This window comes from Glycomyces lechevalierae, assembly GCF_027622945.1.
Classification (GTDB): Bacteria; Actinomycetota; Actinomycetes; order Mycobacteriales; family Micromonosporaceae; genus Glycomyces; species Glycomyces rutgersensis.
This window is the reverse complement of record NZ_JAPZVQ010000002.1, coordinates 493,984-517,606: the sequence shown is the minus strand read 5'-3', so window position 1 is coordinate 517,606 and position 23,623 is coordinate 493,984. Positions and strand designations below refer to the sequence as shown.

Genomic DNA, 23,623 nt, shown 5'->3' with positions numbered 1-23,623 from the left:
TTCGTCCACAGACTTTCGTACCCCTTCCCTGAAAGGCGAAAACCCATGCGTGGATCCCTCGGGACGACGGCGTCCCAGGCGGCACCGTCCAAGACGGAGCTGTCCCGTCGTTCGCTGATGCGCGGCACCGCCCTCGGCGCGGCCGCCGCGGCCGGCGCCGGAGCCCTCTCCGCCTGCGCCCCTTCGGCAGGCGGCTCGGACGGCGGCAAGACGACCCTCACGGTCATGGCCCCGGAGAACGAGATCGACATCAAGGCCGCCGAAGCGGCCCTGGGCCTCAAGATCAAGCGCGTCGAGGTCGACACCACCAAACTCACCGCGATGCTCGCCAGCGGCACCGCCCCCGACCTCGTCCGCGGCCTCGGCGCCGTCGAGACGCCGTATATCGTGGCCCGCGACCTCGCCCTGCCCCTCGACGACTACTTCGCGAAGAGCGAACTGCTCAAAGAGGACGACATCGACCCGATCAACGACGTGTGGCGCTACGACGGCTCCGTCCAGGGCAAGGGCCCGCGCTACGGCCTGGCGAAGGACTACTCCCAGGACGCCATGATCTGGTACAACACCGCGCTGTTCGACGCCGCCGGCGTCGATTACCTCTCCGACACCGAGCCGGTCACCTACGACCAGTGGCTCGAGCTGGGCAAGCAGCTCACCCAGAAGGACGGCGACACGACCTCCGTCTACGGCCTCTCCGCGGGCGGCCTCGGCCTCTTCATCACCATGGTCAACATGACCGCCTCCGCCGGCGGCAGCCTCTTCGCCGACGACCTCGGCTCCCTCGACTTCTCCTCGCCCGAAGGGCAGCAGGCCCTCTCCTGGTACCTCGACTACGCCCGCGCCAGGGTCGGCTTCAGCCCCGTCGAGCCCAACCCCGACGGCTGGGACTGGCCCCCGTACCAGACCGGCCGCCTCGCGATGAGCTGGTCCGGCTACTGGTTCGGCGGCTCGATCGCGGCCGAGCCCGCGCTCGCCGAGACCTCCCGCTTCGCCCCGGCCCCGGTCATGGGCGCCGAGCGCATCAGCCCCTGCTTCGGCGCGACCGGCTACTGGATTCCCAAGGCCTCCAAGAACCACGACGACGCCTGGAAGCTCTTCGAGTGGTTCATGGGCGGCCAGCCCGCCAAGGACCGCGCCGCCGGCGGCTGGGGCCTGCCGAGCCTCCTGTCGCTCCGCGCCGACCTGCCCACCGGCACCCCGGCCCAGGCCCAGGCGCTCACCGTCCAGGACGCCGAGGCCGACTACTTCAAGGTCCTGTCCTTCACCCCGTACGTCAAGGTCGAAGCGCTCGACGCGGTGCTCAACCAGTACCTGCCCGACGCGATCAACGACGGCACCAGCGCCGCCGCGCTCGCCGACACGCTGAACAACGACATGAACGCCCTCATCGACGAAGGCAAGGAGCTGGTCAAGTGACCGCGACGCTCGAAGCGCTGCGGGACACTCCCCCCGGAACCGCCCGGCCGCGCAGTGGGAAGCGCGGCCGGGCGGGCCAACGCACCCGCACGTTCTACCTGTTCGTGGGGCCGTGGATCGCGGGGTTCGTCCTGCTGACGATCTTCCCGCTCGCCTACGCGTTCTGGATGAGCCTCACCAACACCGACGGGCTCTCCCCGAACTGGTCCTATGTGGGCCTCGACAACTACGTCAGGGTGTTCCAGGACCAGCAGACCATCGCGTCCCTGGGTCGCACCATGGTCTTCATGCTCGCCACCGTGCCCACCGGCGTCGCCGCCGGGCTCGCGATGGCGGTCCTGCTCAACCGCGACTTCCGCGGCCGCGCGCTGTTCCGGGCCCTGTTCTACCTGCCCGCCGTCGTGCCCGGCGTGGCCGCGGCCCTGACGTTCAAGATCATCTTCGACAAGAACGCGGGCTTCGCCAACGCCGCGATCGGCGCCACGGGCGGCGAGCCGATCTCCTGGCTCGCCGACCCCTACGTGCGCATGGTGCTGATCTTCATGATCCTGTGGGGCGTGGGCGGATCGATGATCGTCTCGCTCGCCGCGCTGCAGGACGTGCCCCGGGAACTCCTCGAAGCCGCCAAAGTGGACGGTGCGGGCCCGGTCTACTCGTTCTTCAGGATCACCCTGCCGCTGCTCAGCCCGATCATCTTCTTCCAGGTGGTCACCGGCGTGATCGGCTCGCTCCAGGTGTTCGTGCCCTCGCTGCTGCTCGCGCCCGTCAACGGCGCGGCCGCCGTCACGGCCGTGCCCGAGGGCAACTACTTCTTCATGGTGCACGTCTACGCCGAGTACTTCGCCAAGAGCCACTTCGGATACGCCTCGGCCCTGCTGTGGGTGCTGTTCCTGTTCGTGCTGCTCATCACCGGCGTGGTCTTCAAGATCGGCAACAGGGCGGTCTTCTACGGCGGCGTCGACCCCTCGGAACGCAAGGACTGACCAATGACCGAGACCATCGCGCGCCGGGCCCGCGTCACGGCCCTGTACATCTGCCTGATCGTCCTCGCGGTGATCTTCTCCGGGCCGCTCGGCTGGCTCATCCTCACCTCGTTGAAGGCCCCGAACGAGCTGTCGGTCTTCCCGATCCAGCTGCTCCCGTCGACGCCCCAGTGGCACAACTACATCGACGCGATCACGTTCATCGACTTCCTCGGCTACGCCCGCAACTCGCTCATCCTCGCCACGCTCTCGGCGGTGCTGACCACGATCTCCTCGGCGTGGATGGCGTACGGCTTCGCGCGGCTCTCGGCCCCGGGCAAGAAGTTCTGGTTCGGGCTGCTCATCTCGACGATGATGATGCCCGGCATCATCACGCTCATCCCGACCTATCTGATGTTCGCGAAGATGGGCCTGGTCGACACGTACGTGCCGTGGATCCTGTGGGGGCTCTCAGGCGCGGCGTACATGATCTTCCTGTTCCGGCAGTTCTTCTCCGGCATGCCGAAGGAGCTCGAGGAGGCCGCGATCCTCGACGGCTGCGGCCACGTGCGCATCTTCTGGCGGATCTTCATCCCGCAGTCCTGGCCGGTCCTGGCCGCGTGCATGGTGCTCACCTTCACCGCCGCCTGGGGCGACTACATCGCCCCGAGCCTGCTGCTGAGCTCCGACCGCACGACGCTCGCGGTCGCGATGACCGCCGGGTACGTGAACGAGAAGGGCTTCCCGGTGCAGAACCTCCTGGCCGCGGGCAGCACCCTGTTCATCCTGCCGGTCCTGCTGATGTTCCTGTTCTTCCAGCGGTTCTTCGTGCAGGGCTTCTCGACTTCGGGCCTGAAGTAACGGATTTCCGGCGCCCTGCCACTCGTCTCGTCAGGGCGCCGGTGCACGACCGGGGCGGTGGGCCGGGCAGCCGGGGTCAAGTCTCCGGTCCATCGCCCCTCAGCGCTGCGGGCCCTGCTTCGGCGTGTAGCGGGCCATGATCGCGTCGAGGTCGAACCGGTCGCCGAGCATGCGGCGGGCCATCTCGGTGGTGCGCCGCTGGTGCTCGGCGCGGGCCTCGGCGATGAGGAGGACCATGGCGCGGCCGAGGGTCTGGCGGTTCCGCATCGCGGTCTCCTCGACCCCGATCTGGTCCACATTGCCGTTCGCGTCGAGTTTGACGCGCAGCTGGCGGTCCTCGGAGTAGACCTCCACAGCGTCGGTGCCGAACTCGGCGGCCATCTCGTCGAACCTGCGGACCGTCGCCTCGGCTTCGGCCTTCAGCCGCTCGAACTCGGCCACGACCTCAGCGGGGTCCGGCCGGTTCACGTTGTCGCTCATAGCTGCTCCTCCTGTGCGGCGCCGAAGACGTCGCCGACCACGCCGCGGATCTCCTCCGAGAGGCGCCGGTCGGCGTCGGCGGTGGCGCGTTTTACCGTGGCGGCGGTGAGTTCGCCGAGTTCCACGCCGCTCATCTCGAACGCGTTGAGCCGCAGGTCGATCTCCTTGACCTCGCCGCCGGGCCCGGCGACGACGCGCACGGCGCCGCCCTCGGAGACCGCCTCCGCGCGCAGCTCCGCGGCCATCTGCTGAACCGCGGCGATCCTGCCGTTGATATCACCGTGCATCTGACGGCTCTCCTTTCCTCGTGGGGGCTTTCGCTCAGCGCCAGTAGGCGAGGCGCCGCTCCGGGTCGCCCATCCACGCGGCGCTGAACTCCTCGGCTTCGAGGTAGAGCGCGCCTTCGTCGTGGACGAGACCGCGGTCGGGGCCGCGGTGGACGAACCGGTGCGCGTCGGCGCGCAGCGCGGTCGTCTCGCCCGCGGCGATGTCGATGTCGAAGCGCTCCAAGCGGTCCATGCCCTCGATCTCGACCGTGTGCGGGCCGGGACGCAGCGGGTACCACCAGTTGCCCCAGCTCGCGGGCTGCTCCAGGCCGTCGATGCGCACGGTCGGCGGCCCGACGGGCTGCGCCGCCAGCTCGGCGTCGCGGGCGGTGACGCCCTCGCCGTCCTTCCACAAGTGACGGTGCGCCTTCGTGCGGAGTATCAGTGCGCCCTGGCCCGGAGCGAAGTCCGGCAGCCGCTCGGGGCGGTCGCCGAGGAGCGCGGGCCGGTCGTCGACCTGCGGTCCGTCCCAAGGGAAGTGGACGGGCCGGGACTGCCCGCCGCGCTCCTGTTCGAGCTGCAGCGCCGCGAGGCGGGCGCGCTCGCGTTTCCGCCACGGCAGCAGCGGGAGCAGGGCCACGCCGAGCACGAGCACCGCGACGACGGTGGCGCGGCTGGCGGTCTCGCCCCAGCTGAACAGGTTCACCGTGGCCAGCGGCAGTCCGCAGACGGCGAACACGGCGATCGCCCAGTGGTACAGCGCCAGCGGCGACGCCGGTGGCAGCGGGTCGACGCGCCGCGTCCCGAACGAGACCGTGAAGCGGTCGGCCTCCTCGTACCAGACGAGGGTCGCCGTCTCGCCCGGCTCGATGTCGGCGACGACGGGGCTGCACGTCGCGGCGCCCTGCACCGCGATCACATGCCGCCCTGCGGGAAGCACCGCGAAGACGGTGCCCTCGCCGACCGCGACCGGGGTGCCGTCCACCATGGCGACCGGCATCGTCGCGGCCGCGTCCAGCTGCAGTTCGAGCACGCCCGAGCCCTCCGGCGGGACCGGCGGCTCGAGCGACACCATGAACGGTGAGTCCAGGACCTCGGCCCGGGAGTCGCGGTGGTACAGCGGTTTCGACCGCAGGTGCCGGCCGCCGAGCTCCCGGTACAGGTGCGGGTCGCGCCGGTAGGACAGCGCGAGGTCCTTCGGGATGCTCTTGCGGTCCAGACCAAGCACTACTTGCCCCCGGCGACCTTGATGTCCTCGGAGGCCTGCACGTCCGCGTCCTCGTAAGCGGCCGCGGTCTCCTCGAAACGCTGCGCGTTCCCTTCCAGCGCAGGGGAGATGAGGGCGACGTCGCCGGCGATCTCGACCCGCTGCTGGTTGTAGTCGTCGAGCCAGGCCCGGCAGGCGAGGCCCCACGTCCAGAAATCGGTCTCGGTGTCGCCGTTGACGGCCGTGGACAGCGACTCGGCGTTGCCCTGGAGGCGGCGCAGCTCGCCCGCGCCCACGTTGAACTCCTCGGGGTCCACGTCGATGTACGCGGCCATGCCGCCGGACGGGTTCGAGGAGGCCGGGTTCGGGCCGCCCAGCCCGGGGACGCCGGTGCCCTGCACCCCGCCCGCCCAGTTCGAGATGAGCCCGCCGGCCCACTGCAGCATCTCGGAGGAGGACTGGCGGAACGTCGAGTTGAGGACGTCCATGCCGATCGACCCGAGCTGGCTGCCGAGCTGGTTGGCCATGTGCACCTTCATGAACATGGTGGCCGTCTCGGCCGCGGTCGAGCGGGTCGCCCACACCAGGAACGTCGCGATCGAGCCGCCGCCGGTCGTCCACGCCAGCGCGAGCGACGCGAGGCCGTAGATGATGACCTGCTCGACGAGCGCCGAGAGGAGCGCCTTGACGACCTCGAAGATGGCCTTCGACAGGACCTGCGCGCCACCGATGAGCGACTCGATCTGCGCGATCTCGGAGGCGACGCCGGCGATGGCGGCGGCCATGCCGCTGACCTTGTCCTTGGCGGCGTCGGTGGTCGGCGACTGCGAGGTGGCGAGCGAGGACTCCCAGGCCTTGTCGACCTCTTCGCGCAGGGCGATGAGGGTGTTCTTGAACTGGCGCCACCGCTCCTGCAGGTCGGACATCTGGTTGGGGTCGCCGGAGAGCCAGGTGATGAGCTTGTTCGCGGGCTCGAACAGGTTCAGCACGAAGTCGAGGCCGACGTTGACGAGCATCCCGAGCGGGTTCGTGTACGCGGCGAAGGCTTCGAGGCCGAGGCTGGCGATGTCGGCGGTGACGGTGGTGGCCGCGTTGGCGAAGGTGACCTCGTCGGACTCGATCGCGTCCTCGATCACCTTCTTGCTGTTGAGGAACTGCTTGACGCCCGGGATGGCGCCGCCGATCTTCTCGCCGGTGCTGTCGCCCGGTTTCTCATCGTTCGTGATGTCTGAGTCGTCGGCCATGCGGCCCTCCGGTGGCTGATGGGGGAACAGTTCGCGAACTGAAGATAACCGACCCCCGCCCGTTCATCCTCCGGCAGGGGTGCGGCGCACCGCACGGCCCGCGAGCGCGGTCGTGCGTTTCCCGTCTTCGATCGCAATCCGTCCGTTGACCAGCACGTACGGTATTCCCGCGGCTTGCCGCCTGGGTTCGGCGAAGGTGGCGCGGGCGTCCACGGTGCGGGGGTCGAAGAGGACGAGGTCGGCGGCGTAGCCGGGCTTGACGAGGCCGCGGTCGGTGAGGCCGAGGACGGCGGCGGGGCGGCCGGTGAGGTGGGCGACGCATTCCTCGACGCTCATGAGGCCGAGGTCGCGGGTGTAGTGGCCGAGGTAGCGGGCGAAGGAGCCCCAGGCGCGGGGGTGGATCTTCTCGCCGGAGAGGACGCCGTCAGTGGATCCGGTGTGGACGCCGTGGCGCATGATCGCGCGGACGTTCTCCTCGTTGCCCTCGTGCATGAGGCAGGCGGTGGCGAAGTCGTCGCGTGCGATGAGGTCGAGGAAGAACTCGGCGGGCGGCTCGCCGGCGGCGGCCTCGCTCACGCGGCGGCCGACGAGGCCGCGCAGCTGCGGGTCGGCGACGCCGGCGATCTCGATCTTCGTCCAGTCGACGGGGACGCCGTTGGCGCCGTCGGTGCCTTCGACGTCGAGTTCGCGGACGATGCGGGCGCGGAGCGCGTCGTCGCGGAGGCGTTCGGCGAGGGCGCCGTAGCCGCCGGCGAGGGACCAGCTCGGGAGGAGGGCCGCGAGCATGGTCATGCCGGGCAGGTACGGGTACGTGTCGAGGCTGATCGGCAGGCCCTCGTCGAGGCCTTCGTCGATGAGCTTGAGGAGTTCGGCGGCCCGGCCCTCGTTGACGCGGTAGTTGAGGGTGGCGTGCGCGAGGTGCACGGCGCAGCCCGAGTGGCGGCCGATTTCGATCATCTCCGCGTACCCCTCCATCGCGCCTGCGCCGTAACTGCGCTGGTGGGGGCTGAAGTAGCCGCCGTAGCCCGCGACGACCTTGCACAGTTCGACCAGCTCAGTGGTCTTGGCGTACATGCCGGGGGCGTAGCTCAGCCCGGCCGAGAGGCCGAGCGCGCCCGCTTCCATGCCTTGGGCGACATGGGCTTTCATGACCTCGAGTTCGGCCGCCGTGGGTTCGCGGTCCTCCCAGCCCATCGCGAGCATCCGCACGGTGCCGTGGGGGACGAGGTAGGCGGCGTTGGTCGGGATGCCGCGGTCCAGGCGGTCGAGGTATTCGGCGACGGTGCGCCAGTCGTAGTCGACGTCGAGGCGGCCGTTCCACGCGGCGATGGCCTCCCACATCTGCGGGGCGGTCGTCTCGTCGACGGGCGCGTAGGAGAGGCCGTCCTGGCCGAGCACTTCGAGGGTGCAGCCCTGGCCGAGTTTCGCGAGGTGGTCGCGGTCGGTGAGGAGCGCGAGCTCGGAGTGGGCGTGCATGTCGATGAACCCGGGGGCGAGGACGAGTCCGCCGGCGTCGATGACCTTGTCCCCGTCGAGGCGCTCGGGGCCGATCGCGGCGATCCGGCCGTCCTTGACGCCGATCTCGGCCGCGTACCGGGGCGAGCCGGTCCCGTCGGCGACGTCCGCTCCCCGGATCACGATGTCCATTGCGGCCACGCGGCGCCCTCCCTCGATCGGCACGGAGCGTCAGTCTATGCACGGCGGAGGGTGACCACTAGGGGCGTCTCGCGAAGCGGACTAGGCGTTCAGGAGGTCCCGCAGGGCGTCGACGGCGGGGCGGTTGCCGGGGAGCCAGGGCACGGAGTCGAGCTCGTCGGGGGCGAGCCAGCGCAGTTCGGCGTGCTCCTTCGTGTGCGGTTCGCCCTCGAGCAGCTCGGCGAAGTAGACCCGCAGCAGGTACCGGCCGTTGCCGGTGGAGAGGTCGCCGCCGACGCGGTCGCCGACGCTGATCGCGACGCCGAGTTCTTCGCGGCATTCGCGCACGAGCGCTTCGGTCTCGGTCTCGTCGGGCTCGACCTTGCCGCCGGGGAACTCCCAGAGCCCGGCGAGCTCGGGCGGGTAGGCGCGGGCGGCGGCGAGGACGCGGCGCCCGTCGCGGATCGCGGCCCCCACTACGATGCGCGGTTCGTTCACTGCAAGAGCTTATCGGCGCGGGGATGTCGTTCGGGCTTCGCCACTGTTGCCGGTTTGAGGGCGTTTCGTTATCGTTCGCGCGTCAGATCACGAACAGTGATCACCAGTGAGCAACCTGTTGTTCATACGTTCGGATGATGCGGGCTGGACCCTACGGTCAGGAATCGTGTCCACCAGCACAAAACCAGACAAGAACCGTCCCTCGAAGACCGGTATTCCTGATTGATCCCATTTGCCGGTCTGGACAGAAACTGGGAGACGCGCAAGACTCGGTTCAGAAACGATAAAGATCCGGCGACAATTCAGACACGAAGCCCCCGTGTCCGTCGGAGCCGAATCAGACCACCTTACTGATCGGTCGCGGCCCTGCTTCGGCAGGGCACCGCTTTGCCGGTCGCGGCCAGGATGAAATGGCGATGGTGCCATATGGGGAGAACGGAGCAAGACGACAACGTGCTGCTGGATGCACTGAGGGAGCTCAACGGTTGGGTAGCGGATGACGACGGCCGCCTCTCGCGGTCGCTGCCGCTCGACGATTCCCAGCACGCGGAGCTCGCCGAATACATCAAGATCTTCGCTGACACGCTCGGCGTCCGGCCGGACGTGTCGCGCACTGCAGAGGCCACGCTCATCGTGCTCGCCAGCGAGGGCGGCTACAGCCTCACCGACGTGACCTTCGCGGGCCGCGTCGAGACCGCCTACATCACCATCGCCGGCGACCTCGCCGTCGAGGAGGCCTCCTCCAAGGGCCGCTTCCGCTGGCTCAGGCGAGGCGAATAACGCGAACCCGCACGGCGGATCGCCGGGGACCCCACCTCCCCGCCGGTCCGCCGTTTTTTCACGCCTTCATGAGGGCGGCGCGGCCTCGGGGTCGTGGCCCTGGCCCGAGCGGCCGCCGTCGACCGGGAGCACTGCGCCGCTGATGAACGAGGCCCGCTCCGAGAGCAGGAACGCGACCGCGTCCGCGACCTCGCCCGCCTCGCCGGCCCGCCCGAGCGGGTGCAGTTCGCGCATCGCCGCCTCCACGCGCGCGTACGCCTCGGTCCCGGCGTCCTCCAAGGCGCGCAGCCGTTCCGTCACCACGGACCCGAGCGCCAGGGCGTTCACCCGCACCCCCCAGGGGCCGTAATCGACCGCGAGCGCGCGCGTCAGGCCCTCGATCGCGGCCTTCGCCGTCGCGTACGGCAGCGCCCCGCGCACGGCCCGCTGCGCTTGATGCGACGAGATGTTGACGATGCTCCCGGCGACCCCCTGGACCCGGAACGCGGCCACCGCGGCGGCCGCGCCCGCCAGGCACGGCTGCAGGTTGCGGCGGATCATCTCGGCGACCACCGTGCCGCCGGCCTCGTGGAGCCAGGCGTCGCGGAAGACCGCGGCGTTGTTGACCCAGCCGGTGAGCGCGCCGAGCGATTCGGCGGCCGCGACGGCCCGCTCGGCGACGGCGTCGTCGCCCGCGTCGCCCACGACCACCCAGGCCCGGCTCTCGCTGATCGCCTCGTCGAGCCATTCGAGCGCCTCGTCTCGCAGCTCCACGACGACGACCGCGCGGTCCTCGGCGAGGAGCCGCTCGACGATCGCCCTGCCGATGCCCTGTCCGCCGCCGGTCACGACCGCGACCTCGCGATGCCTCTGCTCGTGCTGCATGCGCCCACCTCCGAATCGAAGACGCCGCGACCGGCCGGTCGCGGCGTCTGATTCCTTAGTGCTCAAGGAAAGGCGGGTTTAAACCATTGCCCTCAGACGTTGAAGCGGAACTCCACGACATCCCCGTCGGACATGACGTAGTCCTTGCCCTCCATGCGGACCTTGCCGGCGGCCTTGGCGGCCTGCATGGTCCCGGCGTCCAGCAGCGCGTCGAAGGAGACGATCTCGGCCTTGATGAAGCCGCGCTGGAAGTCGGTGTGGATCTCGCCGGCGGCCTCGGGGGCGGTCGCGCCCTTCTTGATCGTCCAGGCCCGGGTCTCCTTGGGGCCGGCCGTCAGGTAGGTCTGCAGGCCCAGGGTCTCGAAGCCGACGCTGGCGAGGCGGTCGAGGCCCGGCTCGGTCTGGCCGGTCGACTCGAGGAGTTCGCGGGCCTCGGCCTCGTCGAGGTCGATGAGCTCGGACTCGAACTTGGCGTCGAGGAGGACGGCCTGGGCGGGGGCGACGAGCGCGCGGAGCTTCGCGGCCAGCTCCTCGTCCGCGACCTGGTCCTCGTCGACGTTGAAGACGTAGATGAACGGCTTCGCGGTGAGCAGGTGCAGGTCGTACAGCAGCTCGGTGTCGAGCCCGGCGGCGAAGATCGTCTTGCCGGAGTCGAGCACCTGCTGGGCGGTCTGGACGGCCTCGAGCTTCGCCTTGGCGTCCTTGTTCATCCGCGCCTCGCGCTCGAGGCGCTTGAGGGCGTTCTCGACGGTCTGGAGGTCGGCGAGGATCAGCTCGGTGTTGATCGTCTCGATGTCGTCGACGGGGGAGACCTTGCCGTCGACGTGGGTGACGTTCCCGTCCTCGAAGACGCGCACGACCTGGGCGATCGCGGAGGTCTCGCGGATGTTGGAGAGGAACTGGTTGCCCTTGCCGGCGCCTTCGGAGGCGCCCTTGACCAGCCCTGCGATGTCCACGAAGGTGACGGTCGCCGGGAGGATCTTCTCCGACTCGTAGATCTCGGCCAGCTTCGGGAGCCGGGCGTCGGGGACGGCGACCACGCCGACGTTCGGCTCGATGGTCGCGAACGGGTAGTTGGCCGCGAGGATCTCCGAGCGGGTCAGCGCGTTGAACAGCGTGCTCTTGCCGACGTTGGGCAGGCCGACGATACCGATGCTGAGTTTCACGAGGGTCAAGTCTAGGCGGGGCCGCGCCGTGGCACCACGGCGCGACCTGGTGCTGTGTTGCGGAAGACCGGGGCGCTAGGCGGTCAGGAGCCCGATCCCGAGGGTCAGGGTGCCCACGGCGAGGCTCGCGGCGCCGGCGTAGAGGACCACGATCGCCTTGTTCGGCGAGGTGCGGCCCTTGCCCGCCATGGCGGCGAAGAACCCGCCGGACATGAGGATCGCGGCGAGCGGGATCGCGGCGCGGGCGACCCAGCCCCAGAGGCCTTCGAGCCCTGAGGCGTCGGCGAGGACGACGCCGATGAGGCTGAAGATGACGAGGACGCCGGCGTGGGCGTGCCCGGCCCGCGAGAAGGACTTCTGGAACTCGGTGAAGGGCACCTTGCCGCTGGCGATCCTGAGGAGGAAGGTCCCGCCGAACTCGATGGTGACGACGGTGAGCAGGACGGCCCCGGCGATGATGCGGGAGGCGTCGGAGAGGGCGAAGGCGGATTCGAACATCAGGGGCGTCCAATCGTGAGTGGCTTGAGAACTCAACGTACGCCCTAGTCTTGACAGTGTCAAGTTGGACGTCCAGATGGCCGCAGTGGTGTTTGACACTGTCAAGATCCGCGCTACAGTGGCTCTCGTGACCGATCGCTATCACCACGGCGACCTCCGCCGGGCCCTCATCGGGGCCGCCGTCGAGGCCATCGCCGAAAGCGGCCCGAGCGCCTTGAGCCTGCGGGCCGTCGCCAAGCGCGCCGGCGTCTCGCACGCCGCCCCGGCGCACCACTTCGGCGACAAGGCCGGGCTCCTGACCGCCGTCGCGGCCGAGGGGTACGACCGCTTCGCGGACGCACTGGAACGAGCGTGGGAGGCGACCGGCGACTTCGTCGAGGTCGGGGTCGCCTACGTGCGCTTCGCCATCGACAACAAGGCGTATTTCGAGACCATGTTCCGGCCTGAACTCCTCCATGAGGACGACCCCGATCTCCAGCGCGCCGAAGCGCGCTCCAACGCGGCCCTCGTGCGCGGCGCCGGCGAGCAGCGTCCCGACGCCGCGTTCAACGCCGAAGCCCTCGGCGCCTGGTCCCTCGTCCACGGATTCGCGGGCCTGTTCCTGGGCGGCAACTTCCCCCCGGCGGTCCAGGCCGACCCCGAGGCCGCCCTCCGCGAGATCGCCAGACGCGTCCGCTTCGGGGAGTAGCGCGAATAGATCACACACAACTAGGTTGCGCACAACTTAGTTGTGCACTACTGTCGTGCTCATGGACAAGACGCCACGGCTTCGAGAGCAGGCCTGCTTCGCGCTGTACACCGCCTCCCGTGCGGTGACCGGCCTGTACCGGCCGCTGCTCGACAAGCTCGGGCTGACCTACCCGCAGTTCCTGGTCCTCATGGCGCTGTGGGAGACCGACGGTCTCACGGTCACCGCGCTCGGCGACGCGCTCCAGCTCGACTCGGGCACCGTCTCACCGCTCCTCAAACGACTCGAGGCCGCCGGGTTCGTCGAGCGCCGCCGGGAGTCGGGGGACGAGCGCCGCGTCACGGTGCACCTCACCGAGAACGGGGCTGCGCTCGAACGTGAGGGCTGCGAGATCACCCAGGTCGTCGGCGAGGCGTCGAGCATGTCCTACGAGGAGCTGGTCGCCTTGCGCGACAAGCTCAACGAGTTCACCGAAGCCATCCACACCCGCGAAACCACCGCATAGGCAAGGGGAAATACCACATGGAACAAGCGCTCTACGTCGCGAACGCCGTCTCCTCCGGCGAAGGCCGCAACGGCCACGTCGCCACCACCGACGGCATCATCGCCCTCGACCTGGCCATCCAGAAGGAACTGGGCGGCCCCGGCGGCAAGGCCAACCCCGAGCAGCTGTTCGCCGCCGGCTACGCGGCCTGCTTCCACAGCGCGCTCCAGATGATCGCCCGCCAGGCGAAGGTCGACCTGGGCGACTCCACCGTGGAGGCCTCCGTGGGCATCCACAAGCAGGGCGTGGGCTTCGGCCTCAGCGCCGTCCTCGAGGTCACCACCCCGGGCGCCACCCGCGAGGTCGCCGAGGACCTGGTCGCCAAGGCCCACCAGGTCTGCCCCTACTCGAACGCGACGCGCGGCAACATCCAGGTCGAGGTCGACCTCGTCCAGACCGCCTAGCACCGCAACGGAAAAGGGCCCGCCTCCCGGCGGGCCCTTTTCTCGTCTACTTGCGGAAGATCTTGCGGCCCAGCCACACCAGCGGGTCGTACCGGTCGCCCGCGACGCGCTCCTTCATCGGGATGATCGCGTTGTCGGTGATCTTGATGTGCTCGGGGCACACCTCGGTGCAGCACTTCGTGATGTTGCACATCCCGAGGCCCTGGTCGTCCTGCGCCAGCTCGCGCCGGTCGTCGCGCGCGTCCAGCGGGTGCATGTCGAGCTCGGCGGCCCGGATGAACAGGCGCGGGCCCGAGAACGGCGGCTTGTTCTCCTCATGATCGCGCACCACGTGGCAGGTGTTCTGGCACAGGAAGCACTCGATGCACTTGCGGAACTCCTGGCTGCGCTCCACGTCGACCTGCTGCATCCGGTACTCGCCGGGCTCGAGGTCCTGCGGCGGCGCGAACGCCGGCATGCTCCTTGCCTTCTCGTAGTTGAACGAGACGTCCGTGACCAGGTCGCGCACCACCGGGAAGGTCCGCAGCGGCGTGATCGTGACCGTCTGGCCCTCTTCGAAGAGGTTCATGCGGGTCATGCACATCAGCCGCGGCATGCCGTTCACCTCGGCCGAGCACGAGCCGCACTTGCCGGCCTTGCAGTTCCACCGCACCGCGAGGTCCGGCGCCTGCTCGGCCTGGATGCGGTGCACGACGTCGAGGACCACCTCGCCCTCGTTGACCTCGACGTCGAACTCGGCGAAGTCGCCGCCGTCCGCGTCGCCCCGCCACACTCGGAAGGTCCTCTCGCTCATCGGGATTCCTCCGTCGAAGATTCGGTCGAGGACTGGTACTCCTCGGGGGTCATGTACTTGGAGAGTTCGCTCGTCTCGAAGAGCCCCAGCAGCTCCGGCGTCATGGACGGCACCGCCCGGCGCGTCAGCCGGACCTCCTCGTCCTCGAGCGAGGCCACGAGGTTCACCTTGCGCCACTGCGGGTTCATGCCCGGCGCGTCCTCGCGGGTGTGCCCGCCGCGCGACTCGTCCCGCTCCAGCGCGGCCATCGCGGTCGCCACCGAGCAGACGTACATGTTCCGCAGGTCCAGCGCCAGGTGCCAGCCGGGGTTGTAGGCCCGGCCGCCGCTCGCGCTCACATTGGCGATGCGGTCCTTCAAAGCGGCGAGCTCGGTCAGGGCCTCTTCGAGTTCGCCCGCGCGGCGGATGATCCCGACGAGGCGGCCGTTGATCGCCTGCATCGCGCTCTGCAGCGCGAACGGGTTCTCGCCGTCGTTCCCGAAGGGCCGCAGGGCTTCTTCCGTCGCCGCGTCGATCTCCGCGGCAGTGAGCTTCGGCGGTTCGGACGCGCCGGCGTGCGCGGCCGCGTGCTGGCCGGCGCGCTTGCCGAACACGAGCAGGTCCGAGAGGGAGTTCCCGCCGAGCCGGTTCGAGCCGTGCATGCCGCCCGAGACCTCCCCGGCCGCGAACAGTCCCGTCACGGCCGAAGCGGCCGTGTCCGCGTCGACCTCGATGCCGCCCATGATGTAGTGGCAGGTCGGGCCCACTTCCATCGGCTCCGCCGTGATGTCCACATCGGCCAGTTCCTTGAACTGGTGGTGCATGGACGGAAGCCGTTCGCGGATGTACTCGGCGCTGCGCCGGGACGCGATGTCGAGGTACACGCCGCCGTGCTCGGTCCCCCTGCCCGCCTTGACCTCCGAGTTGATGGCCCGCGCGACCTCGTCGCGCGGCAGCAGCTCCGGAGGGCGGCGGTTCTGGTCGGGGTCGGTGTACCAGCGGTCGGCCTCGTCGGGATTGTCGGCGTACTGCGCCTTGAACACCTCGGGGATGTAGTCGAACATGAACCGCTTGCCCTCGGAGTTCTTCAGCACTCCGCCGTCGCCGCGCACCGACTCGGTGACGAGGATGCCGCGAACCGAAGGGGGCCAGACCATCCCGGTCGGGTGGAACTGGATGAACTCCATGTTGATGAGCTTCGCCCCGGCCCGCAGCGCGAGCGCGTGGCCGTCGCCGGTGTACTCCCACGAGTTCGACGTGACCTTGAACGAGCGCCCGATGCCGCCCGTGGCGAGCACGATCGAGGGCGCCGCGATCGCCATGAACCGGCCCGTGCCGCGTCGATACCCGAAGGCGCCCTTGACGGCGCCTCCCGCGGTGAACAGCTCGGTGATCGTCGTTTCGTCGATGACCTGGAGCTTGTCCTCGCCTTCGCCCGCCGCCTCGTCGTCCTGCTGGAGCGAGACGAGCTTCTGCTGCAGCGTGCGGATCAGCTCGAGCCCGGTGCGGTCGCCCACGTGCGCGAGGCGCGGGTACTCGTGGCCGCCGAAGTTGCGCTGGCTGATCTTCCCGTCCGCGGTCCGGTCGAACAGGGCCCCATAGGTTTCCAGCTCCCAGATCCGGTCCGGCGCCTCCCGGGCGTGCAGCTCGGCCATCCGGTAGTTGTTGAGGAACTTGCCGCCGCGCATCGTGTCGCGGAAGTGGACCTGCCAGTTGTCGTTCGAGTTCACGTTCCCCATGGCGGCGGCCGCGCCGCCCTCGGCCATGACGGTGTGCGCCTTGCCGAACAGGGACTTCGAGATCACGATGACGCTCTTGCCCGCGAGCCGCGCCTCGACGGCGGCCCGGAGGCCCGCGCCGCCCGCGCCGATCACGAGCACGTCGCAGGAGAGGTGCTCGACCTCGTTCATGTCGTTGTCGCTCATGCGCTTCCCCTTACCCGACGAACCGGAGGTCGGTGATCCAGCCGGCCGCGACGGCCATGACGTACAGGTCGGTGAGCGCCAGCGACGCCAGCGTGATCCACGCCCACATCATGTGCCGCGCGTTGAGCGCGCTCGAGAACGTCCACAGCCGGTACCGCACCGGGTGCTTCGAGAAGTGCCGCAGCCGCCCGCCCATCACGTGCCGGCACGAGTGGCACCCGAGCGTGTAGCACCACAACAGCACCACGTTCGCCCACAGCACGACGTTCCCCAGGCCGAGGCCGAAGCCGTCGGGGGAGTGCATGGCCAGCACCGCGTCCCAGGTGTTCACGAGCGAGATCGCGAACGCCAGATAGAAGAAGTACCGGTGGAAGTTCTGGAGGATCAGCGGGAAGCGGGTCTCGCCGGTGTAGCGCGGGTGCCCGTCCGGGACGGCGCACGCGGGCGGCGAGAGCCAGAACGACCGGTAGTAGGCCTTGCGGTAGTAGTAGCAGGTGAGCCGGAACGCCAGCAGGAACGGCAGGCTCAGCGCCGCGTAGGGGATGAGCGGGTGGTCCGGCAGGAACCGTCCGAAGTGGGCGGACTCGGGGACGCATCCCTCGGAGACGCACGGGGAGTAGAACGGCGTCAGGTAGTGGTAGTCGGCGACCCAGTAGTCGCCCTGGTAGAAGACGCGGAAGGTCGCGTAGGCGACCCACACGGTGATGCCGAGCACCGTCAGGATCGGGCCCCGCCGCCAGTCGTCGATCCGGAGGTTCCGCGCGGTGATCGCGGCCCGTGGCGACGAGACGGCACTGTCTTCGGTCGTGGTCATCAGCGCAGGATATCCCCGAACCTGTGACGTAAGTCCATGGGGTGCATCACAATTACGAGCATTTCTCGTGCTGGGACTGTAGATTGTCAAGTTTCATTTGAGTCCTCGTCGCATCTCCTGGGTTGCGAGTGAACAGAGTCGTTTATGAACAGAGTCGTTCAAGAACAGAGCCTTAAGTGAACAGAGCCGTGAGTGAGTAGGGCCGCGAGTGAGCCGAGTCGCCGGTCCCCCTCGCTAACCTTGACCGCATGAGCGCACGCGGGATCCTGTTCGTCCACGCCCACCCCGACGACGAGACCGTCGGCACCGGCGCCACCGTCGCCCACTACGCCGCCCGCCCCGACGCGCACGTCACCATCGTCACCTGCACGCTCGGCGAAGAGGGCGAAGTCCGCGTTCCCCACCTCGCCGGACTCGCCGCGGGCGAGGCCGACCAGCTCGGCGGCTACCGCTACTGGGAGTACCGCCAGGCCACCGCCGCGCTCGGCGTCACCGACACCCACTTCCTCGGCGGCGTCGCCCGCTACCGCGACTCCGGCATGATGGGGCTGCCCTCGAACCGGCACCCGCGCGCCTTCTGGGGCGCCGACCTGGACGAGGCCGCCGCCGACCTCGTCGCCGTCGTCCGCGACCGCGCCCCCGACGTGCTCGTCACCTACGACCCCGACGGTTTCTACGGCCACCCCGACCACATCCAGGCCCACCGCGTCGCCATGCGCGCCGCCGACCTCGCCGCCGACCCCGCCTGGCGCCCCGACCTCGGCAAGGCCCACGAGATCCGCAAGATCTACTGGACCACGATGCCCCGCAGCATCATCGAAGCCCAGTTCGACGCCTTCACCGGCGCCACCGACAACCCTTTCGCCGACGCCGCCTCCGTCGACGACCTCCCCTTCGGCGTCCCCGACGACCAGATCGACGCCTGCGTCATCGGCGACACCGCCAAGAAGCGCGCCGCCATGGCCGCCTACGCCACCCAGATCGCCCCCGGCGACTGGCTCGACGTCCTCGGCGACAAACTCGGCGACCAGGCCCTCGGCGCCGAGCACTACCGCCTCGTCAAGGGCGAAAAAGGCCCTGGCCAGGGCGAACACGGCTGGGAGGCCGACCTCCTCGCCTGACCGGAGGGTTCGGCAGGCGCAAATCCGGGTATCCCTCACGATATGGACGTCTGGACATATCTCGGCCCCCTAGGGCTCGCACTGCTCCTCGGCCTCGCCGTCGGCGCCGAACGCGAATGGCAGGGCAAGCCCGCCGGGATGCGCACCCACGCCCTCATCGCCGTCGGCACCTGCCTCTTCGTCCTCGCCGGCCGCTACGGCTTCCCCGAGACCGCCCCGGGCACCCCGGGCGTCGACCCCGCCCGCATCGCCGCCCAGGTCGTCACCGGCATCGGTTTCCTCGGCGCCGGCGTCATCTTCTTCAACCGCAACATCGTGCACGGCATGACCACCGCCGCCTCCATCTGGTCGACCACCGCCATCGCGCTCGCCTGCGGCGCCGGCCTCTACTGGGCGGGCGTGGCCGTCGCCGTCGCCCAGCTCGCCGTCGTCGCCGGACTCGCCCCCGTCGAGGGCGTGATCGCCCACCACGCCAAGCACGCCGGCCGCCTCCAGATCCGCTACACCAGCTCCGGCGCGCTGGCCGCCGCGCTCGCCCGATGCACCGCGGAGGGGTTCAAGGTGACCGAGGTCCAGGGCGAGAACGGCGACGGCTTCGAGCGGGCCACCGACTTCGTCCTCACCGGCCGCGGCGCGGTCGCCGAACTCACGGTGAAGCTCAGGACGATCGAAGGCATCGAAGGCGTGACCTACCGCGAAGCGGAGGGCGATGGCTGAGGCGGACGGCGGCCCGCGGGGATCGGGGGCCGCCGCCGCGTCAGCAGCCGATGACGACCTTCCCCAGCGCCGCGCCGGAAGCGTAGTAGCGGAAGGCGTCCGGTGCCTGCTCGAAGGGGAACGCCCGGTCGATGACCGGGCGCAGCCGCGCCGATCCGATGAGGCGGTTCATCGCCAGGAACTGCGACCGGGAGCCGACCGCGACCGGACGCAAGGTGGCCGCGGCCGCGAACATCGCCGCGGGGTCGATCGGCTGCGCGGCCCCCGAGATGAAACCGACGCAGGCGATGTGGCCGCCGAGCTTCACGGCCCGTAGCGACGCGGCGAGCAGCCCGGTGACGTCCACGACGCGGTCGGCGCCCCGCCCGGCGGTCAGATCGCGGACCTCCGCGGCCCAGTCGGGCGAAGCGGTGTAGTCGACGACCCCGTCCGCGCCGAGCTCGCGCAGCCGCCGCGCCTTCTCGGGGCTGCTTGTCGTAGCGATCACCTTGGCCCCCAAGGCTTTGGCGAGCTGGAGCGCGGACAGCGACACGCCTCCCGAGCCCTGCACGACGACCGTCTCGCCCGGCTGCACGCCGGGGCCGTCGCCGGTCAGCGCGTTCCAGGCGGTGACCGCGGTGCACGGCAGCGCCGCCGCCTCCTCGTACGAAAGGTGGCTCGGGATCGGCACCAGGCCCGACTCCTCGATCACGGCGATCTCGGTGAGCATCCCGTCGAGCGAGCCGCCGCGCTGCGCCAGGTGCTCGGTGCCGAACGGGCCGTCCTGCCAGGTCGGGAACAGCGTGGCCGCCACGCGGTCGCCCACGCGCACCGTGTCCACGCCCGGCCCCACGGCGATCACGTCGCCGGCGCCCTCCGCCACCGGGACCACGTCCGGCTTGACGGGGAGGACGTAGGTGCCGCGCAGCACCAACAGCTCGCGGTAGCTGAGCCCGGCCGCCCGCACCGCGACCGCGACCTGCCCGGGACCGGGGGTCGGGTCCTCGTGGTGCCGCACGGACAGGCCTTCGACGCCGTCGCCGGTCTTGCTGAGGTGAAAGCTACGCATGAGGGGCCTCCTCGGAGTGCACGCGGGCCGCGATCGCGTTGCGGCCCAGTCGGTCAGGGGCAGGTCTGGCGGGGTGGAACGGCATCGGGACTCCGGTAGATAGAACGATCGGTCTACGAAACTATATAGACCGGTTGATCTACCGGTCAAGAGGTGCCAGGATGAGACCATGGCCATTCGAGACACCCCCGGACCCCGCGAGCGCCTGCTGCAGGCCGCCCAGTCGCTGACCTACAGCCACGGCATGGGCGTCGGCGTCGACGCCCTCCTCAAGACCGCGAACGTGGCGCGCCGCTCGCTCTACGAGCACTTCGGCGGCAAGGACGGCCTGCTCACCGAAGTCCTCAAACGCACCACCGAGGCCGACGAGGCCCGCTACGTCGAGACCATGGACGCCGCCGGGACCGAGCCGCGCGAGCGCCTGCTCGCCGTCTTCGACGCCTTGGGGGACGTCGTCACCGCGCCGGGGTTCCGCGGCTGCCGTTATCTCGCGGCGGACATGACCCTCAGCGACCCCGACCACCCCGGGCACGCCGTCACCCGCGCCTACCGAGAGCGGGTGTGCGGACTCCTGGAACGCGAACTGCGGCGCCTGGGCCACCCGCGGCCGGCGCTGGGGGCGGATCAGCTCCTGATGCTCATCGACGGCGCGATGGCCGCCGGGGCCACCCGCACCGGGACCGACCCCGCGGCGGCGGCCCGCGAACTGGCGGCAGTCGTCATCGACGCCAAGGCGACATAAGGACGGACGGGCGAATGCCGGAACCGGCGGTCGCGAGAACCAATGGCCCGATGCGCGATAAGCGGCGCGCCCGGCAGGATTCGAACCTGCGACCATTGGATTAGAAGTCCAGTGCTCTATCCAGCTGAGCTACGGGCGCCGGGCGGGGGCCGCACAGCGGGCCGCGCCAGCGGTAAGAATACCCGGGGACGGGTCCGTCGGGGGACCCGGGAGCCATGAAGAGGGCATGGATACGGGGCGTCGCAAGAACACCCCAAACGATTCTCCACGACGCCCCGGAATTGCTGACCCGTATCAATGAGTAGTCCTTGCGGGCGTGGGTGTCAAGCGGAGTGCGGCGTGTTGACGCCGATTCGTTATCTCGCCCCCTTGTGGGCGGCAATGCCCGCTATGCGTCGTAACTGCTTGGCGCCCTTGCGGACTTCCCGGGTGAAACCCGACACGGCCGCGACGGCGCGGCGCGGAACGCCCTGGGGGCGTGCGGTTCGCGCGGTGACGTCACGACTGGCGTCGGCGTGCCACACTTGCAGCAGAGCCAACCGTGAGGAGCGGGCATGAGCGACGACCAGTCACCGGCCGAAGGCGGTCCGGTCGAGATCAGGGATCCGGCTCGCGGGCCGGTCATCCTGCGCGGCATATCGACCCGGGCCTGGGAGCACCCCGCCGACCGCGGCGCGCTGGTGGCCCTGCGGGAGCTGCGCGGCTTCGACATCGTCCTCCGCAAGGTCTCCGGGATGGTCTCCGAGCGGGCGCTGCGCCTGAGCCTCATGGGCTCCTCGATCCGCGTCGACCGCCACCAGTACTCGCGCGTCTACGAGGCCTACCAGCAGGTCGGCGCCGTCCTCGACGCCGCGGAGCTGCCGGACCTCTACATCACCCGCGACCCCGACCTGGGCGGGATGTGCATCGGCATCGACAAGCCGGTCGTCGTCGTCAACTCCGGCTCGATCGAGCTGCTCGACGACGCCGAACTCAAGTTCCTCCTCGCGCACGAGCTGGGGCACGCCCTCTCCGGGCACGGCCTGTACCGCACCCTCCTCATGGTCCTGGTGCGGCTGACCACCTCGGTCGCGTGGATCCCGGTCGGCGTCGTGGGCCTGCGGGTCATCACCGCCGCGCTCTACGAATGGGCCCGCAAGTCCGAGCTCTCGGCCGACCGGGCCGGGGCGCTCGCGGTGCAGGACCCGGCCGCCGCGATCCGCGTCATGGCGAAGCTCGCCGGCGGCGGCGACCTGCACGATGTGGACACCGCGGCGTTCCTGGAGCAGGCCAAGGAGTTCGAGACCGGCGGGGACCTGCGCGACAGCTTCCTCAAGCTCATGCTCCTCGAGCAGCGCAGCCACGACTTCGCCGTCGCGCGCGCGGCGGCCGTCAAGACGTGGATCGACGAGGGCGAGTACCGCGACTACCTCGCCGGAGAGTACCCGAAGCGCGAGGACGACAAGGACGCCTCGATGGCGGCCGAGGCCAAGGCCGCCGCGAACTCGTACCGCGCCGCGTTCCAGACCTCGGGCGACCCGCTCGCGAGAGTGCTGCGGAAGGTCCGCGAAGGGTTCTAGACGAACGGGAACGGGCCGGCCCATTGTGGACCGGCCCGTTCCCTGTCTCCTCAACGCTTGAGCTTCTCCAGCAGGAGCGCTTCGGCCACGCAGACCCGCTCGAACATCTTGATGTCGAGCGACTCGTTGGGGCCGTGCGGGTTCGAGTACTGGTCCTCAACGCCCGTGACCAGGATCGCGGCCTCCGGGAACAGTTCCTGGAACGTGGCGATCATCGGGATCGAGCCGCCCACGCCGATCTCGACGGGCTCGGTGCCGTCCCACGCCTCCGCGAACGCGGCGCGCGCGGCGTCGAAGGACGGGCCGGTCGCGTCGATCGCGCACGGGTCGCCAAGGCCCCCTTCGGGAACGACCGTGACCTCGGCGCCCCAAGGCGCGTTCGCCCGGAAGTGCTCCTCGACGGCCTTGAGGGCGTTCGCCGCCGAGTCGCCGGCGGCGAGCCGGAACGAGACCTTCGCGCGGGCCTTGGGCTGCAGCGCGTTCGCCGACTCCGCCGCGCCCGGCGCGTCGATCCCGAGCACCGTCGCGGTCGGCTTCGACCACAGCCGCTCCGTGAGCCGCCCGGTCCCGATGAACTCGGTGCCCGGCAGCATCCCGGCCTCGTGGCGCAGCGCCGCCTCGTCGTAGTCGAGGTCCGAGCTGCGACCGGAGGCGAGCCCCGCGACGGCCACGTCACCGTTGTCGTCATGCAAGGTGGCGATGAGCCGCGCGAGCGCGGTCAGCGCGTCCGGCACCGGCCCGCCGAACATCCCCGAGTGCACCGCGCCGTTGAGGAGCGAGACCTCCACGTACACGTTGATGACCCCGCGCAGGGTGGTGGTGAGGGCCGGGACCTCCGTGCGCCAGTTCTGGGAGTCGGCGATCACGACGACGTCGGCGGCCAGGAGCTCCTGGTGGTCGCGCAGCAGCCCTTCGAGGGTGGGGGAGCCGAACTCCTCCTCGCCTTCGATGAGGAGCTTGACTCCCACGGGAGGCTTCCCGCCGAAGGCGCGCAGCGCGGCGATGTGCGCCATCACCCCGGCCTTGTCGTCGGCGACGCCGCGGCCGTACAGCCGCCCGTCCTTCTCGACCACGGTGAACGGGTCGGGCTGTACCCATTTGGCGAGGTCGCCGACCGGCTGCACGTCCTGGTGGGCGTACAGCAGCACCGTCGGCTGGCCCGCGGGGGCGGGGAAGTGCGCGTACACGCTCGGCTGCCCGCCGCCGTGGGAGAGCTGCCGGGTCTCGGCGGCTCCGGCGTCCTCGAGGAGCCGCTGGACGGCGTTCGCGCCCTGGCGGACCGGCTCGTGGTCGAGTCCGTCGAAGGCGATCGCCGGGATCTTGACGAGGGCCTCCAGATCGGCGCGCACGGCAGGCATGGCGGCGCGCACCGCATTCACTACATCGCTCATGGGGCGCAAGTCTAAGCCCGG

Annotated in this window: 24 protein-coding genes, 1 tRNA gene and 1 pseudogene; 11 read left to right on the top strand and 15 right to left on the bottom strand. The window is 70.0% G+C overall.

Translation table 11 applies throughout. The features are described from left to right. Window positions 1-45 precede the first annotated feature (45 nt). The 3 genes from O2L01_RS06065 to O2L01_RS06055 are packed head-to-tail and all read left to right on the top strand — an operon-like array spanning window position 46 to window position 3,239. Entirely contained in the window at window positions 46-1,416 is a 1,371-nt protein-coding gene (locus tag O2L01_RS06065) for an extracellular solute-binding protein (protein ID WP_270121001.1), read from the top strand. Then, the gene (locus O2L01_RS06060) at window positions 1,413-2,399 is read left to right on the top strand and encodes a carbohydrate ABC transporter permease (protein WP_270121000.1); all 987 of its coding nucleotides are present in this window, start codon (window positions 1,413-1,415) and stop codon (window positions 2,397-2,399) included. Before O2L01_RS06065 ends, O2L01_RS06060 begins: the two co-directional genes overlap by 4 nt. Before the next feature lie 3 nt (window positions 2,400-2,402). Further along, window positions 2,403-3,239, top strand: a complete 837-nt coding sequence (locus O2L01_RS06055) for a carbohydrate ABC transporter permease (RefSeq protein ID WP_270113647.1) — start codon at window positions 2,403-2,405, stop codon at window positions 3,237-3,239. A 99-nt stretch (window positions 3,240-3,338) separates the two neighbouring features. Here O2L01_RS06055 and O2L01_RS06050 read toward each other — a convergent pair whose 3' ends face one another. The 6 genes from O2L01_RS06050 to O2L01_RS06025 form a co-directional block, all read right to left on the bottom strand. After that, on the bottom strand, window positions 3,339-3,719 hold the full coding sequence (locus tag O2L01_RS06050; RefSeq protein WP_270120999.1) for a hypothetical protein: 381 nt from the start codon (window positions 3,717-3,719) through the stop codon (window positions 3,339-3,341). Next, window positions 3,716-4,006, bottom strand: a complete 291-nt coding sequence (locus O2L01_RS06045) for a YbaB/EbfC family nucleoid-associated protein (protein ID WP_270120998.1) — start codon at window positions 4,004-4,006, stop codon at window positions 3,716-3,718. Before O2L01_RS06045 ends, O2L01_RS06050 begins: the two co-directional genes overlap by 4 nt. A 34-nt stretch (window positions 4,007-4,040) precedes the next feature. Then, window positions 4,041-5,213, bottom strand: coding sequence for a hypothetical protein (locus O2L01_RS06040; RefSeq protein ID WP_270120997.1), 1,173 nt, complete (start codon window positions 5,211-5,213; stop codon window positions 4,041-4,043). Next, window positions 5,213-6,436, bottom strand: coding sequence for a hypothetical protein (locus O2L01_RS06035; protein ID WP_270120996.1), 1,224 nt, complete (start codon window positions 6,434-6,436; stop codon window positions 5,213-5,215). Before O2L01_RS06035 ends, O2L01_RS06040 begins: the two co-directional genes overlap by 1 nt. A 63-nt stretch (window positions 6,437-6,499) precedes the next feature. Next, the gene (locus tag O2L01_RS06030; RefSeq protein WP_344469403.1) at window positions 6,500-8,083 is read right to left on the bottom strand and encodes an N-acyl-D-amino-acid deacylase family protein; all 1,584 of its coding nucleotides are present in this window, start codon (window positions 8,081-8,083) and stop codon (window positions 6,500-6,502) included. A 90-nt stretch (window positions 8,084-8,173) separates the two neighbouring features. Beyond that, window positions 8,174-8,569, bottom strand: a complete 396-nt coding sequence (locus tag O2L01_RS06025; protein ID WP_270120994.1) for a (deoxy)nucleoside triphosphate pyrophosphohydrolase — start codon at window positions 8,567-8,569, stop codon at window positions 8,174-8,176. Window positions 8,570-8,995: 426 nt separating this feature from the next. Here O2L01_RS06025 and O2L01_RS06020 point away from each other — a divergent pair, with 426 nt between their 5' ends. Continuing rightward, window positions 8,996-9,349, top strand: coding sequence for a hypothetical protein (locus tag O2L01_RS06020; protein WP_270120993.1), 354 nt, complete (start codon window positions 8,996-8,998; stop codon window positions 9,347-9,349). 66 nt (window positions 9,350-9,415) lie between these two features. Here O2L01_RS06020 and O2L01_RS06015 read toward each other — a convergent pair whose 3' ends face one another. The 3 genes from O2L01_RS06015 to O2L01_RS06005 form a co-directional block, all read right to left on the bottom strand. After that, window positions 9,416-10,213, bottom strand: coding sequence for an SDR family NAD(P)-dependent oxidoreductase (locus O2L01_RS06015; protein WP_270120992.1), 798 nt, complete (start codon window positions 10,211-10,213; stop codon window positions 9,416-9,418). A gap of 92 nt (window positions 10,214-10,305) precedes the next feature. After that, window positions 10,306-11,379 (bottom strand): redox-regulated ATPase YchF, encoded by a 1,074-nt coding sequence (gene ychF / locus O2L01_RS06010; RefSeq protein ID WP_270120991.1) that lies wholly within the window; start codon window positions 11,377-11,379, stop codon window positions 10,306-10,308. Between the two features lie 75 nt (window positions 11,380-11,454). Continuing rightward, window positions 11,455-11,877, bottom strand: a complete 423-nt coding sequence (locus O2L01_RS06005; protein WP_270120990.1) for a hypothetical protein — start codon at window positions 11,875-11,877, stop codon at window positions 11,455-11,457. A gap of 127 nt (window positions 11,878-12,004) precedes the next feature. Here O2L01_RS06005 and O2L01_RS06000 point away from each other — a divergent pair, with 127 nt between their 5' ends. The 3 genes from O2L01_RS06000 (at window position 12,005) to O2L01_RS05990 (ending at window position 13,513) form a co-directional block, all read left to right on the top strand. After that, window positions 12,005-12,565 (top strand): TetR/AcrR family transcriptional regulator, encoded by a 561-nt coding sequence (locus O2L01_RS06000; RefSeq protein ID WP_270120988.1) that lies wholly within the window; start codon window positions 12,005-12,007, stop codon window positions 12,563-12,565. Window positions 12,566-12,626: 61 nt separating this feature from the next. After that, window positions 12,627-13,070: a MarR family winged helix-turn-helix transcriptional regulator gene (locus tag O2L01_RS05995; RefSeq protein ID WP_270120987.1), complete on the top strand. Its 444-nt coding sequence runs from the start codon at window positions 12,627-12,629 to the stop codon at window positions 13,068-13,070. 17 nt (window positions 13,071-13,087) lie between these two features. Then, window positions 13,088-13,513, top strand: a complete 426-nt coding sequence (locus tag O2L01_RS05990; protein WP_270120986.1) for an organic hydroperoxide resistance protein — start codon at window positions 13,088-13,090, stop codon at window positions 13,511-13,513. Between the two features lie 49 nt (window positions 13,514-13,562). Here the strand turns inward: O2L01_RS05990 and O2L01_RS05985 are convergent. The 3 genes and pseudogenes from O2L01_RS05985 to O2L01_RS05975 all read right to left on the bottom strand — a co-directional run. Next, window positions 13,563-14,306: pseudogene (locus O2L01_RS05985) on the bottom strand (succinate dehydrogenase/fumarate reductase iron-sulfur subunit); the annotation flags it as partial. Then, window positions 14,303-16,195 carry a fumarate reductase/succinate dehydrogenase flavoprotein subunit gene (locus tag O2L01_RS05980; protein ID WP_344469401.1) on the bottom strand — a complete coding sequence of 631 codons (1,893 nt, stop codon included), beginning with the start codon at window positions 16,193-16,195 and terminating at the stop codon, window positions 14,303-14,305. The gene O2L01_RS05980 and the pseudogene O2L01_RS05985, both read right to left, overlap by 4 nt. A 25-nt stretch (window positions 16,196-16,220) precedes the next feature. Next, complete coding sequence (locus tag O2L01_RS05975; protein WP_270120983.1) at window positions 16,221-17,024, bottom strand: hypothetical protein; 804 nt, start codon at window positions 17,022-17,024, stop codon at window positions 16,221-16,223. A gap of 248 nt (window positions 17,025-17,272) precedes the next feature. Between O2L01_RS05975 and mshB the strand changes: the two genes are divergently transcribed. Both mshB and O2L01_RS05965 read left to right on the top strand, forming a co-directional pair. Next, window positions 17,273-18,145: an N-acetyl-1-D-myo-inositol-2-amino-2-deoxy-alpha-D-glucopyranoside deacetylase gene (gene mshB / locus O2L01_RS05970; protein ID WP_270120982.1), complete on the top strand. Its 873-nt coding sequence runs from the start codon at window positions 17,273-17,275 to the stop codon at window positions 18,143-18,145. Window positions 18,146-18,187: 42 nt separating this feature from the next. Then, entirely contained in the window at window positions 18,188-18,862 is a 675-nt protein-coding gene (locus O2L01_RS05965; RefSeq protein WP_270120981.1) for an MgtC/SapB family protein, read from the top strand. A 40-nt stretch (window positions 18,863-18,902) separates the two neighbouring features. Here O2L01_RS05965 and O2L01_RS05960 read toward each other — a convergent pair whose 3' ends face one another. After that, complete coding sequence (locus O2L01_RS05960; protein ID WP_270120980.1) at window positions 18,903-19,910, bottom strand: zinc-dependent alcohol dehydrogenase family protein; 1,008 nt, start codon at window positions 19,908-19,910, stop codon at window positions 18,903-18,905. A gap of 169 nt (window positions 19,911-20,079) precedes the next feature. Here O2L01_RS05960 and O2L01_RS05955 point away from each other — a divergent pair, with 169 nt between their 5' ends. Beyond that, entirely contained in the window at window positions 20,080-20,652 is a 573-nt protein-coding gene (locus tag O2L01_RS05955) for a TetR/AcrR family transcriptional regulator (protein ID WP_270120979.1), read from the top strand. 65 nt (window positions 20,653-20,717) lie between these two features. Here O2L01_RS05955 and O2L01_RS05950 read toward each other — a convergent pair. Then, window positions 20,718-20,791, bottom strand: a tRNA-Arg gene (locus O2L01_RS05950). 415 nt (window positions 20,792-21,206) lie between these two features. Between O2L01_RS05950 and O2L01_RS05945 the strand changes: the two genes are divergently transcribed. Beyond that, entirely contained in the window at window positions 21,207-22,211 is a 1,005-nt protein-coding gene (locus tag O2L01_RS05945; protein WP_270120978.1) for a M48 family metallopeptidase, read from the top strand. Window positions 22,212-22,261: 50 nt separating this feature from the next. Here O2L01_RS05945 and O2L01_RS05940 read toward each other — a convergent pair whose 3' ends face one another. Then, on the bottom strand, window positions 22,262-23,602 hold the full coding sequence (locus O2L01_RS05940) for a dipeptidase (RefSeq protein WP_270120977.1): 1,341 nt from the start codon (window positions 23,600-23,602) through the stop codon (window positions 22,262-22,264). Window positions 23,603-23,623: the final 21 nt, after the last annotated feature.

Coding starts and splice junctions, on each gene's coding strand:
- O2L01_RS06055 (WP_270113647.1), top strand. CDS start 2,403: ATGACCGAGACCATCGCGCGCCGGGCCCGCGTCACGGCCCTGTACATC.
- O2L01_RS05990 (WP_270120986.1), top strand. CDS start 13,088: ATGGAACAAGCGCTCTACGTCGCGAACGCCGTCTCCTCCGGCGAAGGC.
- O2L01_RS05980 (WP_344469401.1), bottom strand. CDS start 16,195: ATGAACGAGGTCGAGCACCTCTCCTGCGACGTGCTCGTGATCGGCGCG.
- O2L01_RS05945 (WP_270120978.1), top strand. CDS start 21,207: ATGAGCGACGACCAGTCACCGGCCGAAGGCGGTCCGGTCGAGATCAGG.
- O2L01_RS05965 (WP_270120981.1), top strand. CDS start 18,188: ATGGACGTCTGGACATATCTCGGCCCCCTAGGGCTCGCACTGCTCCTC.
- O2L01_RS06065 (WP_270121001.1), top strand. CDS start 46: ATGCGTGGATCCCTCGGGACGACGGCGTCCCAGGCGGCACCGTCCAAG.
- O2L01_RS06045 (WP_270120998.1), bottom strand. CDS start 4,006: ATGCACGGTGATATCAACGGCAGGATCGCCGCGGTTCAGCAGATGGCC.
- O2L01_RS06015 (WP_270120992.1), bottom strand. CDS start 10,213: ATGCAGCACGAGCAGAGGCATCGCGAGGTCGCGGTCGTGACCGGCGGC.
- O2L01_RS06005 (WP_270120990.1), bottom strand. CDS start 11,877: ATGTTCGAATCCGCCTTCGCCCTCTCCGACGCCTCCCGCATCATCGCC.
- O2L01_RS05975 (WP_270120983.1), bottom strand. CDS start 17,024: ATGACCACGACCGAAGACAGTGCCGTCTCGTCGCCACGGGCCGCGATC.
- O2L01_RS06050 (WP_270120999.1), bottom strand. CDS start 3,719: ATGAGCGACAACGTGAACCGGCCGGACCCCGCTGAGGTCGTGGCCGAG.
- O2L01_RS06035 (WP_270120996.1), bottom strand. CDS start 6,436: ATGGCCGACGACTCAGACATCACGAACGATGAGAAACCGGGCGACAGC.
- O2L01_RS06030 (WP_344469403.1), bottom strand. CDS start 8,083: ATGGACATCGTGATCCGGGGAGCGGACGTCGCCGACGGGACCGGCTCG.
- O2L01_RS05960 (WP_270120980.1), bottom strand. CDS start 19,910: ATGCGTAGCTTTCACCTCAGCAAGACCGGCGACGGCGTCGAAGGCCTG.
- O2L01_RS06020 (WP_270120993.1), top strand. CDS start 8,996: ATGGGGAGAACGGAGCAAGACGACAACGTGCTGCTGGATGCACTGAGG.
- O2L01_RS05955 (WP_270120979.1), top strand. CDS start 20,080: ATGGCCATTCGAGACACCCCCGGACCCCGCGAGCGCCTGCTGCAGGCC.
- O2L01_RS05995 (WP_270120987.1), top strand. CDS start 12,627: ATGGACAAGACGCCACGGCTTCGAGAGCAGGCCTGCTTCGCGCTGTAC.
- O2L01_RS05940 (WP_270120977.1), bottom strand. CDS start 23,602: ATGAGCGATGTAGTGAATGCGGTGCGCGCCGCCATGCCTGCCGTGCGC.
- mshB (WP_270120982.1), top strand. CDS start 17,273: ATGAGCGCACGCGGGATCCTGTTCGTCCACGCCCACCCCGACGACGAG.